Source organism: Dehalococcoidales bacterium (genome assembly GCA_030698765.1).
Taxonomy (GTDB): domain Bacteria; phylum Chloroflexota; class Dehalococcoidia; order Dehalococcoidales; family UBA2162; genus JAUYMF01.
Map to the genome: position 1 here is coordinate 1 of JAUYMF010000109.1, position 12,867 is coordinate 12,867.

Annotated in this window: 13 protein-coding genes; 6 read left to right on the forward strand and 7 right to left on the reverse strand. The window is 51.4% G+C overall.

Features of this window, described 5'->3' with window-relative positions; translation table 11 throughout:
• Nucleotides 1–320 precede the first annotated feature (320 nt).
• The 6 genes from Q8Q07_05425 to Q8Q07_05450 form a co-directional block, all read right to left on the reverse strand.
• Nucleotides 321–1,703 carry a hypothetical protein gene (locus tag Q8Q07_05425; protein MDP3879730.1) on the reverse strand — a complete coding sequence of 461 codons (1,383 nt, stop codon included), beginning with the start codon at nt 1,701–1,703 and terminating at the stop codon, nt 321–323.
• The gene (locus Q8Q07_05430; GenBank protein ID MDP3879731.1) at nt 1,700–2,221 is read right to left on the reverse strand and encodes a prepilin-type N-terminal cleavage/methylation domain-containing protein; all 522 of its coding nucleotides are present in this window, start codon (nt 2,219–2,221) and stop codon (nt 1,700–1,702) included. The genes Q8Q07_05425 and Q8Q07_05430 overlap by 4 nt, the downstream gene beginning before the upstream one ends.
• Complete coding sequence (locus Q8Q07_05435) at nt 2,197–2,604, reverse strand: prepilin-type N-terminal cleavage/methylation domain-containing protein (protein MDP3879732.1); 408 nt, start codon at nt 2,602–2,604, stop codon at nt 2,197–2,199. The genes Q8Q07_05430 and Q8Q07_05435 overlap by 25 nt, the downstream gene beginning before the upstream one ends.
• Before the next feature lie 44 nt (nt 2,605–2,648).
• Nucleotides 2,649–3,902 carry a type II secretion system F family protein gene (locus tag Q8Q07_05440; protein MDP3879733.1) on the reverse strand — a complete coding sequence of 418 codons (1,254 nt, stop codon included), beginning with the start codon at nt 3,900–3,902 and terminating at the stop codon, nt 2,649–2,651.
• A 9-nt stretch (nt 3,903–3,911) separates the two neighbouring features.
• The gene (locus Q8Q07_05445) at nt 3,912–5,618 is read right to left on the reverse strand and encodes a GspE/PulE family protein (protein ID MDP3879734.1); all 1,707 of its coding nucleotides are present in this window, start codon (nt 5,616–5,618) and stop codon (nt 3,912–3,914) included.
• A 67-nt stretch (nt 5,619–5,685) separates the two neighbouring features.
• Nucleotides 5,686–6,852: a hypothetical protein gene (locus tag Q8Q07_05450; protein MDP3879735.1), complete on the reverse strand. Its 1,167-nt coding sequence runs from the start codon at nt 6,850–6,852 to the stop codon at nt 5,686–5,688.
• Nucleotides 6,853–7,153: 301 nt separating this feature from the next.
• Here Q8Q07_05450 and Q8Q07_05455 point away from each other — a divergent pair, with 301 nt between their 5' ends.
• The 5 genes from Q8Q07_05455 (at nt 7,154) to Q8Q07_05475 (ending at nt 11,554) form a co-directional block, all read left to right on the forward strand.
• A complete protein-coding gene (locus Q8Q07_05455; protein MDP3879736.1) occupies nt 7,154–7,876 on the forward strand; it encodes a response regulator transcription factor in 723 nt (240 codons plus the stop codon).
• 614 nt (nt 7,877–8,490) lie between these two features.
• Complete coding sequence (locus Q8Q07_05460) at nt 8,491–8,763, forward strand: winged helix-turn-helix domain-containing protein (GenBank protein MDP3879737.1); 273 nt, start codon at nt 8,491–8,493, stop codon at nt 8,761–8,763.
• Nucleotides 8,764–8,876: 113 nt separating this feature from the next.
• The gene (locus Q8Q07_05465) at nt 8,877–9,197 is read left to right on the forward strand and encodes a hypothetical protein (protein MDP3879738.1); all 321 of its coding nucleotides are present in this window, start codon (nt 8,877–8,879) and stop codon (nt 9,195–9,197) included.
• 129 nt (nt 9,198–9,326) lie between these two features.
• Nucleotides 9,327–9,902 carry a methyltransferase gene (locus Q8Q07_05470; protein MDP3879739.1) on the forward strand — a complete coding sequence of 192 codons (576 nt, stop codon included), beginning with the start codon at nt 9,327–9,329 and terminating at the stop codon, nt 9,900–9,902.
• 23 nt (nt 9,903–9,925) lie between these two features.
• Nucleotides 9,926–11,554: a GH3 auxin-responsive promoter family protein gene (locus tag Q8Q07_05475; protein MDP3879740.1), complete on the forward strand. Its 1,629-nt coding sequence runs from the start codon at nt 9,926–9,928 to the stop codon at nt 11,552–11,554.
• Between the two features lie 39 nt (nt 11,555–11,593).
• On the opposite strand, the gene Q8Q07_05480 is transcribed toward Q8Q07_05475, so the two are convergent.
• Nucleotides 11,594–12,358 (reverse strand): fumarylacetoacetate hydrolase family protein, encoded by a 765-nt coding sequence (locus Q8Q07_05480; GenBank protein MDP3879741.1) that lies wholly within the window; start codon nt 12,356–12,358, stop codon nt 11,594–11,596.
• A 272-nt stretch (nt 12,359–12,630) separates the two neighbouring features.
• Here Q8Q07_05480 and Q8Q07_05485 point away from each other — a divergent pair.
• Nucleotides 12,631–12,867 (forward strand): hypothetical protein (locus Q8Q07_05485; GenBank protein ID MDP3879742.1); only part of this gene is annotated, 237 nt, incomplete at its 3' end.

A 12,867-nucleotide genomic window follows, 5' to 3' on the forward strand; every position in this document is an offset into this window, starting at 1 on the left:
CGCTCCATTTCCGGGCTGATCCCGCCGTGGCTATCCTGTTTCAGGTGCGCCTGGCCGGCGCCCTCGGCTTTGTCCATTGGTCTTCCCCCTTTGCTGAATTGAAATCCTGAACAGACTCTAATTTCAAATCCAAGACTGCGAGGTTGTTTAAGAATGGATTGTCATTGCGAGGGCAAAGCCCGAAGCAATCCGTAACCTGGGCAGCGGATTGCTTCGCTACGCTCGCAATGACAAATAAACTAATCTGTTTCATGGTTGTTAACCGCCTCCGGGTTGCCCCCATCCGGTTTTCTCACTATTATAACATCAGTTAGCAATCCCTACTGTACCTGGTAGGAAGTGATAGCCACGCTGCCTGTCGTAATCGCTATGTTGGCATTGGAGGTAATATCCCCGGAACTGGCGCTGGAATCGTATGCCGGCACGATGACCGGGGCGCTATTCCAGCTATAGCCGCTGCTGAAATCTTCCCGGGTAATCCCAATATTAGAGAACGCCGATGGAAGAGAGCTGCTAAAATTGACGGTAACCTCATTATAGTAGCTGCCGGAGACGGAGACATTTTCTGAGGTGACAGCCGTGAAGGTAACTGTTTTTGTAGTGTTGGCTGCGATACTTTTTGTTGAGGAAGGCGGTATCCAGGTAAGCGCCCAGCGATTGACCCCGTTGATTTCCTCAAAGACCTTCGCAGGGTTTCCGGATACGAGGTCGCTGTTCGTTGTTCCATCAACGTAGGAAAATTCCGGAGGAAGGTAGTCCGTCAGGCTATTGACCGAATTGTTGGAACCCTGCAGGTTTTCGATAGAAATGGTGTAGACGACTTCAGTCGGCACTCCGGGCGGGACGAAGTCTTTGTCGCTTATCTTGGCAACTGCCAGCAATCCGTCTGAAGAACCTGCTCCAGTGCCGGTAACGACAGGTGCCGCGGCGCCGCTGAGGGTGTTCCAGGGTTTGAGCACTACCCAATTATAGTATGTCGTGTTGGGTGATAAATTACTTGGCTTTACCTCAAATTTTATCTCTTTAATCTGCCCGTTGGCGAAGTCCCGCATCGGCGAAGGGAAACCACCGGCGCCGGTGCTATAATCATAAGTGGCCGGCCACTTCAGCCGGAGATTAGAACCATCTTTCACTATACCCGGGTCGTCAATCTGCTGCCAGTCTCCCCCGTCAACTCTCAACCTGCTGCTGCCAGGCACATAATCATAATAGGGAGCCCCGCCGCTGGCGCTGGTGTAACTGGGCAGGATATCATAAACGGCGTCCAATCTCTCAGAAGTCGCGCTTATCTGCTCCAGCCTTATCGTGTAGGTCAGGGTTTGCCCGGCGGTAATAGTACCTGGTGACACGGTTTTTGACGGCTTGATAGGAGTGTCATCTATCAAAGTAACTCCCCGCCAGCTAGCTATCGCCCGCATGATGACGGTGACATTCACCGGTACGCCGCAAACATCCACAGTGAAATTGTCTGATTGATTATCAGTGGTGAAAAAACTGGTATAACCGCCATATAGCAGCTTCCACATTACAAACTCCTGGGCGGCGTCAACTGCGTAAAGCTCTTTGGTCTGCCGGGTGACAATCTGGCTGCTCTTCAATGCTGTGCCGGTGAGCCGGAGCGCCGGAACGACCATCGTCGCCCCTATTGCCAGCAGTATCAGCACCAGGATAAATGCCTGCCCGGCCTGTCTTTTCCGCTTCACTGCGTTACCTCCGGCCGCATATGGATGCTGAACTGGATACTTTCCATCCTTTGCTGTGGCTTCGGGCCGGTGGCTGTAATGGCAACAGTGATGACCTGTCCATCCTGGGTAAATCCCAGCGAGGTAATGCTCCGGCCAACAATGCTCACCGTGCCATCATAGGTACGCTGCAGCAGGTTGTTGTCGGACAGAGCATAAGCACTGGAATGAGGGGTCTGCTGGGAGCTTCCAAAACTGCTGGTGTAGTCAGTCCATGTCAGACTAACGGCGCTTTGCGGAGGACCGCCGTAAGTCAGATTAGTGTTCTGGGTCATCATCAGGTCTTTCTTGATCCTGTGCGCTGCTTGAGCGGCATCCGTCAGCGCCACCGTCTGGCTGTTGGTACGGTCAGTTCCCCGAAAAATGTGGTGGGTGATAGACAAAGCCGCCGCCATTACCATGCCTCCCACCAGCATCACCACCAGTATCTCGATCAAAGTAAACCCTTTTTGATTCATCGCTCCGTCTTGAAGGTGCATACGGAAAGGACCGGCCTCCCCTCCCGCGATACCGTTATCGTAATCTTCTGCAGTTTTTCATCAGTATGAGTACCAACCCACGCGCTCCCGTTATCAGAGAAAGCGGTAGTAACGTTCACGCTGTATTGAGAGGGATGAGTAATGTCAATATCATAGGTCTCAGCGTAGGGGCTTTCCCTGATGGCTTCCAGATATTCGGAGACCAGGTTTGAGGCGACGACCTGCTCATCAAGGGTACGGGTTGCCCTGGAACCGGTATCAATAGCCGACAGCATTCCGGTGCCGAGAACACCCAGGATACCCAGGGCGATGACGACCTCAATAAGGGTCAGCCCTGCCTGACCCCGGAAAAAACGGTTACTGACCTTTCGCAGGAGCTTCATAATATCATCAATCCACTATTTGGTGAGCCAGTCTCTCCCGCCCTCTAGCCAAAGCTGCCGGTAATGGCATACATCGGCATCAGAACTGATATGGCAATCAGGCCAACGAACAGGGCGATAAAAATAGTGCTGAGGGGACCAATCATACCCACGATGCTATTGGTCTTCTCCTCGGCGGTAACTTCATAGAAATCAGCGACCACATCCAGGGTGAAATCCAGAGTATTACTCTCTTCACCCACCGCCACCATCTGGATAAGGAGGGGAGGGAAAATATCAATACGGGACATCGGCTCAGACAAACCCTCGCCCAATACCAGCCCGTCACCCACCCGGTTCAAAGCGTCACGGATGATCCGGTTGTCGCTGGACTGGGGTATCAGCTCCATTATTTCCTGTAAACTCAGTCCGGCGGCGATCAATACCGACATGGTGCGGGTAAAACGGGCCAGCTCGCCCATCAGGGTGGGCGGGCCGATAAGCGGAGCCTTCAGACGCGCCCGGTCAAGTAAACGCCGGCCGGTAGGCTGCTTGACCAGCCAGAGCGCCAAGGCACCCAGTGCCGCCCCGCCTATCAGGAAATAGAGCGGGTATCCGGTCAGGATTTCAGTCACGCCGATGAGAATCCTGGTCGGTAAAGGAAGCTCCACATTCAGAGATTCGAACATCCCCAGCAACTGGGGCATGACCACCACCATCAGGATAACGCCCACAACCAGGCCAACACCCAGCACCATCATGGGATAGGTTAAAGCCCCTTTTACCTTCTTGGCAACGGCCCCCTGTCTTTCCAGGTAGTCACCCATCCGGTTCAGGACTAATTCCAGATTACCGGTCTGTTCTCCCACGGCAACCGTCCGGCAATAGATTTCACTGAAAGCGTTGGGATGCTTGGCAATGGACTGGGTAAATGAACTCCCGGCGCCAATATCATCAACGATGGAACCCAGTATCTTCTTGAAAGCCCGGCTATTAGTTACCTGCCCCTGCAGGATTTCGAGAGCCGGGAGCAGAGAAATACCCGACTTGAGCAGCGTGGCCAGCTGGCGGGAGAAAACAATCACGTCCCGGGGCTTGATCTGAAAAAGAGAAGGCAGAGCTTCTTCCAGGCTGAACATAGAGGGAACGACCTCTACGTTCAGGGGGTGGTAGCCCTGCCCGATGAGAAGACGCTCCGCCTCAATCTCGCCAACAGCCTTGATGGTACCTTTGATTATCTTCCCCTGGATAGTAGATGCCTGGTAGCGATAAGATATCAGCTTTTTCGTTTTTAACGGAGTCGCAGTAATTCCCGCCACAATGTCTCCTTAGCCAATAGAGAAAACGTTACGTATTACCTCATAGGGGGTGGTAAGTCCCATTTTAACCTTCATCATGCCATCATGCCACAGTGAGATCATACCTTCTTTGGTGGACTGCTGACGAATATCATCAGAACTGCCGCCACCCAGTATCAGCCTTCTTATCGGCTCACTCATCACCATGACTTCAAAGATGCCGGTACGCCCCAGATAGCCGGTATTGGCGCAGAAATTACAGCCGGCGCCAACCAAAAATTCAGACCTCTTTTCACCCATCTCTTGTTCATAGGCTATCTGCTCATCCACACTGACCGGAGTAGGCCGGGAACAGTAGGGACATACGCGGCGTACCATGCGCTGGGCGGTGACACCGACAACGGCTGAAGCCAGCAGGAACGGTTCCACGCCCAGGTCTATCATGCGGAAGACAACACTGACCGTATCATTAGCGTGAACCGAAGAAAGCACTAGGTGTCCGGTAAGGGATGCCTGGGTGGCAATCTGTGCTGTCTCAGCGTCCCGTATCTCACCGACCAGAATAACATCGGGGTCAAGCCTCATCGTAGCTCTAAGCCCGGTGGCGAAGGTCAGTCCGGTAGCCGGGCTGACCTGCATCTGGTTAATATTATCGAAGCGGTATTCTACCGGGTCTTCAATGGTGATGATATTACGCCCCACGGCATCAAGCTGATTGACGGTGGCATATTGGGTAGTGGTTTTACCCGCGCCGGTGGGACCGCTGATTAATATCATACCAAAAGGACTTTTTACTACCCTCAGGTATCTCTCCAGGGTCTCCGGGAGAAAGCCAATCTCGGGTAAGGGAAGAAAGGCAAAGGTCTTGTCCAGAATCCGCATTACCACCATTTCCCCGTAAACGGTATTGGTGGTCGCCACCCGCAAATCAATCTCTCTATCTCCCATGTCAAAGGTAATCTGCCCGTCCTGAGGACGGCGGCGCTCGGCGATGTTCAACCCGGCCATTATTTTGACCCGGGAAAGTAACGGAGGATGAACGCTGAGAGGCAGGGACATCACCTCCTGCAGGATACCATCAATGCGGTAACGGACACGCAGCCTGTCCTCCTGGGGTTCAACATGAATGTCAGACGCCCGGTCTCTTACCGCCTGCTTGATGAGGAGGTCAATGGCGCGGACCACGGGAGCTTGAGCAATCGCTTCCGCCGAAACCCGTGCCTCAGCCGTTTTAACCTGCGGGCTGCGGTAGCGGGTGGGGATTTGACTTAGCTGTTCCTCAATCTCACCGCCGACCCGGTAATTCAGGTCGATCATTTCCTGGATATCTTGAGAAGTACTGAGCACCGGCTCTATTCTTTTCCGTGTCAGGGCGGCCAGCTCCTCAAGCGCCTCGATATCCCTCGGGTCTTCCATGGCTACTACCAGCGTACCATCAGCGATATCAATCGGGATAACACTATATTTCCTGGCTAACGGCTCAGGAACCATGGCTACGGCATTAGGTCGAACGCCCTCTCTCTTCAGGTTGACAAAGGGAACCCGCAATTGCAGGCTGGTAAAGAACGCCAGTTGCTGCGGCGTAATCAAGCGTTCCTGCAGCAAGATGCGCTCAATCTTTTCTCCATCCTTGGCCTGTAGTTCCCGGACGTGTTTCAGTTTCTCCTCGGTAATCATCCTGGCTTCAAGCAGCAACTCACCCAGGTCTTTAGGCAAGGTTATTCTTGGTGGCTCCATGGTCCTTTACTCCTCTGATTAGTCCTACCTACCGCCAGCAATATCCCCGGACACCAACCATCACCGGCTAGTTTGCATCTTTCAGGCTAAGTTTTATCTTCTTTTTTACTCCCCTGGCTTCTCCCCTGAACAGGGAACTTGATTTCCCCGGCGCTGCAACCCCTTCCGCCAGCGGCTCCGGAGTTATCTCAATATCAGTGGCTCTCAGGAATGTATCGAGCAGGGGAATTGGTTTCTCCAGCACGATTGTTATCGTGGTTCCCTGGTCCCAGGAGCCTCTGGTATAGAGAATCCTTAATTCAGGTACCGTTTGCAGGGAATTATACAACCTGGAAACCAGCCTCAGTTCCGTCGATGGGGCTATAATCAGCTCCACTTCGCCGGAATACAATTGATGATTCCCCATTCTTGGTAGGTTAACCTCGGTTGCCTTTGGAGCGTAAACCTCCGGTGACGATGGAATCTCCTCCACTTTCTCAATGACAGTCTCCTGCTGAGACAGGGCGGGTTCCGTTATTCTCAGGTCGGCAGGCTCTGTTGCTTCCTTTCGGGAAACTTCCGGTGGAAGATGAACCTCTGCTTTCTCAGCGGCGGGTTCTGGTTGAGACATGGCAGCTTCTACCAGTTGTTGAATAGTTCCTGCCAGTCCCTCGGTGGAAACTGTCGGTGACGGAGGAGCCTCCTCCATCTTATCGGTCTTATCGGTAGCGGTTCTCTTCCAGGGCAGAATAGATTTTCGGGATTTCTCTTCGACCTCCTGAGCTGCTTTGACGGATTTCAATCCGGTATCCTCAGGCGTCACTATTTCAAGGGGTGGTTTGATTGCCTGAGAGGTGCCGAGTAATGTCTCGCTGGCCCTGATCAAGTATTGCAGGGCTTTCTGTTTCGCCTCCACCTCCGTAATTTCCGCCTTCCTCTTAGCTTCCGCTAAGAGATCTTCAACCTGTTTTTGGGCATCAATTTCCGCTTTAGTCTTTATCTCTTCAACTTCCCGTTTAGCCTGGGCGATAATTCTGTCAGCTTCGGTCTCAGCTTCTGTTTGCGCCTTCATCTTGATACTGGTTACTATCTGCTCGGCATCGGCTATCGCCGTCTTAAGCAGCGAACGCAGGGATTCGGAAGTTCCTTGTGGAGAACGGGCCTGCGCCGCCTGATTATTACTCCGTTCCTCTGCTTCCACGCGTTTCTGCTTCTGTTTATTCTTGCCTGTCAACCGCTTAAACCAATCAAACATAGAACGATACCACCTGCTAGTTACTCCCGGCGCCATCCAAATTCGTGAATTGTAGCGCCGGTCAGTATTTACATTTCTAAAAACTCAGGTACCAAAAAAGCTAGTCCCAGAATACAAGTTCACATAAAATTTGTCAATGGTATCTGTAATTGAAAGTCAGGCAACAGCTAATTTGACAAAATGACTATATTATGGCAAAATTATAGCCAAGTGGCGTTTCGAGTTTCTTTTCGAGTTCAGTTTTAAAAATTCGAGTAATGTATGACAATTAGCCGCACCCGGTTGAGCAGGCAATGATATTATGGACAAGATAGTGGTGGCGCTAGTTGATAAACAGGCTCTTTTCCGAATTGGGGTTCACTACGCTTTGTCACAGCAGCCGGATATTGAAGTATTCCATACCTCTCCTGACCAGAACTTAGCCGCGCTAACGGAAGCTATCCCCCCTGATGTCATGCTTTTGGATATTGATTATCCTTCCCTCAGAGGGCTGGACATAGCCCGGGAGATTGTCCGGCGCTACCCTGCTACCAGGATAATAATACTGACCTCCGACCCGGATGATGAGCAACTCCTTGAGATTGTTAAAAGCGGCGCCGTAGCCTATCTGGACAGAAACATAACCGCGGAAGAACTGACCGGTGCAATCAGACAGGTCTTTCACGGTGAATATCTCATCAGTGAAAGCCTACTTGCCAAACCAAGGGTTAGTGAGTATATCTTAAGACAATTCCAGAGCCTGTACGGTACCCATAAAAGAACCGCCGACACTATAACTGCTATCCTCACCGAACGGGAAAAGCAGGTCTTAAATCATGTTGCTGCCGGTAACTCAAACAAACAAATTGCTTCCATACTGGAAATAAGCGAGCAAACAATCAAAAATCACGTCAGTAACATCCTCCGCAAGCTCAACGCAAATGACAGGACTCATGCCGTGTTCCTGGCAGTACGCCACGGCTGGATTATGGCCGGCGATTCCCGGCTGCCAACCCACCCCGTGACGCAACAGCATTCATACTAAAAGGAGATCCCTGTTCTCCAGAGCAGGACACTGTAAACCTTTCCGCTGTAAGCGGTTAGCAGGACTGATTGCCTATTGTCGGGATACTAACGGGCTATTTACCTCCACCATAAAACTGGACTACGATAGCTGAGCTATGAATAGCCAAATATATGTCAACGGTCACCACCATCATGACAGGTTGCTTTCTACCAGCCGGGATGAAAGTTGACCTGTCATTGTTACTTAAGGCGAAGGGTAAAAGATATGGAAGATATCCGGATGCTGCTGATTGAAAATCATGAACTTATCCGCTGACCATCCTGAAACCGGCGCTGACAAACGGGTTCCCTTTATCAAAACTTCGGCAGTGGCAAATACCCTCCTGATTCCGGAATTATCCTTATGCCTTAAGCATAAACCTCTCCGGTTTTCCCAGTGGTCTGACCCCTTGACAGATAGTCCCTGAACCAGTATTATCGGGATTCTAAAGGATAAAGTTTCCGGGCTAAAAGGGTCAACTTGGGGCGCCGGGAGGTGCAAACAGCGCGGAATGAACCCTGGGAGTAGAGGTAATCGAGATTGAGTGCCCGGACGGCTATCCCGGTTAAACAAAAGGCAGGGAGGTGACGGGGATGAAGCTAAATAACAGAAGGTCTAACTTTGAAATAATAGCTGATATGTTGAGGGTGGGGGAAAACGGCGCCGGCAAGACAGAGATTATGTATAGTACGAACATGAGCTACAGCCAGATACAGAAGTATCTCGGGTTCCTGATGAGCCACGGCTTTATTAGCAAAGTGGAAGTGGGCAATCCGGTAGTAACCTATCAGGTAACTGATAACGGCCTGAAACTGCTCAGAAGTATAGAAAGTGTTACTGAAATGCTTGGCTGGGATGAAAACTGAGGGTGGTTTTGCACTGGATAGACAGGTTTATGTTTAAGAGGTAACCTGGAGAGATAGTTCTCCCGGTCGCCCTTTTTTTGATAGTAGCGAAATAATATTAGAAGAGGTGGCTTATGTCTGAGAAAAGGATGCTGATAATTGACGTTGACGTGGCCAGAAGAATCGAGGAAAACCGTGGTGACATGAGCTCCTCGGAGTTTATTGATTTTCTGGTCAACAAGTGTCTGAATGAAGACGCCATCAAGCAGGACTATATCACCAAGGAAGAGTTCAACGAGTTCCAGCAAGGGACCCGAGAACTCTTGCGCAATTTCCTGGACTTCTTCATCAGCTATGGACTGGAACTGGGTAAACAACCGCAAGACCAGGCTTTTGAAGAGCTCAGCCAGAAATTGCAGGCCTTCAGTGCCGCCAGTCAAGCCAAACACCGCTAATCAGGATACTGCTGATTCGATTCACCAGCCCTTCCTCAGGTAAACCTCACCTCTGATAGAACTATTTTCTAGAATACAATCCCTTCCCATTGCCGGGGCAACCTGCCATAGTTGAAACAGAGAGATACTATGATTTACATAGCTATCGGTTGCCTTGGTTTCCTGCTACTGCACATCTTCGACATAGTTTCCTGGAAAAAGCTGGCCGGACTAAAGCCATTCATCTGGTTTTCGGGCAGCGGCCTCCTGGTCTACGCGATGGTGATGGCGTGGCTCCGGTCAGACGAGATGGCGCTCCCCTTGTGGACTGTCAGGATCGGCTGGGCATTGCTGGCGGTATCTTGCCTGCTGCTGATATATTCCCTGTTTATCAACCTTCCCTTCCGCAAGACCTACATCGCCGCCGGCGTCAGCGACCGGTTGGTAACCACAGGGCTGTATGCCATGGTCAGGCATCCGGGAGTGCACTGGTTCACCCTTGCTATGTTCTCACTCGTCCTGGTTTCAAGGTCCCGTCTTTTGCTGATAGCGGCGCCGATCTTCATTCTGATGGATATCGCCCTGACCATTTGGCAGGACAAATTCCTGTTCGGCAGAATGTTTGAAGAATACGACAAATACCGGCGGGAAACACCGATGCTGATACCGAACCGGCGGAGCCTGAACGCTTTCGTCAATTCGTTGAAACAGCAGTTTAGAGCCTGAATTCTGTCTTGGGGGTAAAAGGAATGACAACAATAGTTGACCTGATTAAACAGGGTAGAAATGAAGAGGCGTGGCAGAGGTGCTGCGGTTTTATTGACCTGAGCCTTGATGATTTTATGAAAATTCAGCGGCGGCTCGTCCGGGAACAGCTCGAGCTTCTCGAGGAATGCGAGCTGGGCCGCTATATCCTGAATGGGGCCAGTCCCCGTAACCCGGAGGAACTCCGGGCGCAAGTCCCCCTGACCACTTATGAGGACTACGCCCCTTATCTCCTCGATCGGAGGGATGATACGTTACCCGGGAAACCGGCCCTGTGGCAGTATACATCCGGTAAATCCGGCGAGTATACTTTCCGCTGGGCGCCGGTAACCACCGAGCAACTCAGAGAGATAGAGCTGCTGATATTTGCGCTGCTGTTCTTGTCCAGTTGCCAGCGCAGAAATGAAATTACCTTGAAGGAGCGTGACAAAGTCCTATATGGAATGGCTCCCCCGCCCTACGCCACCGGAACTATGGCGCACGTGTTTCCCCATTCCCTGTTTGATTTCCTGCCGCCGGTGGAAGAAGCGGAGAAAATGTCCTTCGAGGAAAGGATGCAGGGGGGGTTTGAGTTAGCCCTGTCTGAAGGTATGGATATATGCATCGCCCTTTCCAGTGTCGCCTTGGCCATCGGCGACCGCTTCAGCCAGAAAAGCAACAACGCCAATGTCAAAGCTATGCTGAAAAGGCCCAGGGTAATGTCCCGCCTACTTCGGGGAATGGTGCAGAGCAAGCTGGCCCACCGTCTTCTCCTGCCCAAGGATTTATGGACATTAAAGAGCTTGATTACATTTGGTATGGACAGCTCCATCTACAAAGAAAAAATCAAGGAAATGTGGGGGCGGGAGCCGCTGGAATTCCACGGCTGTACCGAGGCCAGCCTGATTGCCACGCAGACCTGGGATCACGAAGGGATGACCTTTATCCCGCATCTGAATTTCTTTGAGTTCATCCCGGAAAAGGAAAGCATCCGGTCCCGGCAAGAACCGGCATATCAACCGGCTACTCTGTTAATGAATGAACTTGTGCCGGGTAACTATGAACTGGTTATCACCAGTTTACACGGAGGTCCGTTCGTCAGGTACAGGGTGGGGCACCTCATAAAAATAACGGCGCTGCGTAATGAAAAGCTGAATATAGACATACCGCAGATGGTCTTTCTCTCCCGGGTTGATGACCAGATTGATATTGCCGGTTTTACCCGTCTTTCCGAAAAGATTATCTGGCAGGCAATAGAAAACGCCGGGCTGGACTACGAAGACTGGACAGCGCGCAAAGAGGTCAAGGATAAACCGGCGCTGCACCTTTATATTGAGCTCAGGAACAACGGGCATGTCTCCGCCGAGCAGGTAGCCAACCGCATCCATAAGAAACTTAAGGAACTGGATACGCCCTACGCTGAGCTGGAATCATTTACCAGTTTGAGACCGCTGGAAGTTACCCTGCTTCCGGAGAATACATTTCAACGCTATAAGCAGAGACAACAGGCTTCCGGCGCCGACCTGGCTGAACTGAAACCGTGTCACATCAACCCTGCCGATGATACTATTGATTTTCTGGTCAATAGCGCGGGCACGACAACTACCCTGGCCGGGCAAAAAATAAAGGTGTAGATAGCGCTCCCGGTTTTCAGTCAGGAGGCATGTTGTGGTTTAGCCACCGTTTTTGACGACGTAGTTTCTCAGCGTGCCTATCGGCTTGATCTTCACCTCAACCGTATCACCGGGATACATCGGGCCGATGCCGCTGGGAGTACCGGTAGCGATAATGTCACCGGGCAGCAGTGTCATCACGTGAGAAATAAAATTTATCAGCGTCGTGAGAGAATAGATAAGGTCGTTGGTGTTTCCCTTCTGCTTGAGTTCCCCGTTTAAGTAGGTCTCCAGTTCGGTATTCGCCGGGTCAAGCTCGGTCTCAATACATGGCCCCACCGCGGCAAAGGTATCAAAGCCCTTGGCCCTCGTCCACTGACCATCCCGATTCTGCAGGTCACGGGCGGTAACATCATTAAAACAGGTGTAGCCCAGTACGTAGTCCAGCGCCTCTTTTTCGGATACCCGCCACACGGGCTTCTTGATTACCGCCGCCAGTTCTCCCTCATAGTCGACCCGCTCCGAGGCAGCCGGGTAATTGATATTATCCTCAGGGCCGATGACGGCGGTTGACGGTTTGATAAAAAGCAGGGGGGCGTCAGGTATGGGGACGTTCATCTCTTTAGCGTGGCTATGGTAATTAAGCCCCAGTGCCACAATCTTGGACGGCACGCAGGGAGACAGGAGCTTGACCTCGCCTAACTGGTAACGGTCGTCAACGGTTTTGATCTGGCGGAAAGGCTTGTCTTCAATAGCCTGAATCGACTGGCCTTTCAATATCCCGTATTTGATTTTCCGGTCAACGGCAAAACGTACAATCTTCATGGCTAAGGGTGAGTTTACCTGTTTCCGCCGACAATTGCAAGCTCTTAGCAAGATGTTAATTTCAATCGTAATTTGTTCATTAATTAAAGCATAGGTTCGCGGGCGGGCAGACCGCATTACTATGTGAGACTTGTAATGGTGAAAGCGGAATTCCCTCCTTTCCGGGTGTATTGCGCAGCAATATTTAAGTATGATTACGTATTTTATTGATGACAGCACGGATATAGACTGTATTTTGGAATAAAATTGGGAGAAAAGAGGAGGTTTACCATATGAACTGGAAACAACTCGCAGGAAAGAAGAGGGTTGTCGTCTACCTGGCGGTTGCATTATTACTGCTGTTGACGGCGGTCTCTGGCTGCCAGCCTGAGGAACCCGTCACACCTAATGCGCCAACTACTCCGACCACACCGACCACACCTGCAACTCCGACTACACCGACGACGCCAACCACACCGACAAGTCCGACGACTCCGACCACACCGACAACTCCAACTACACCCACGACA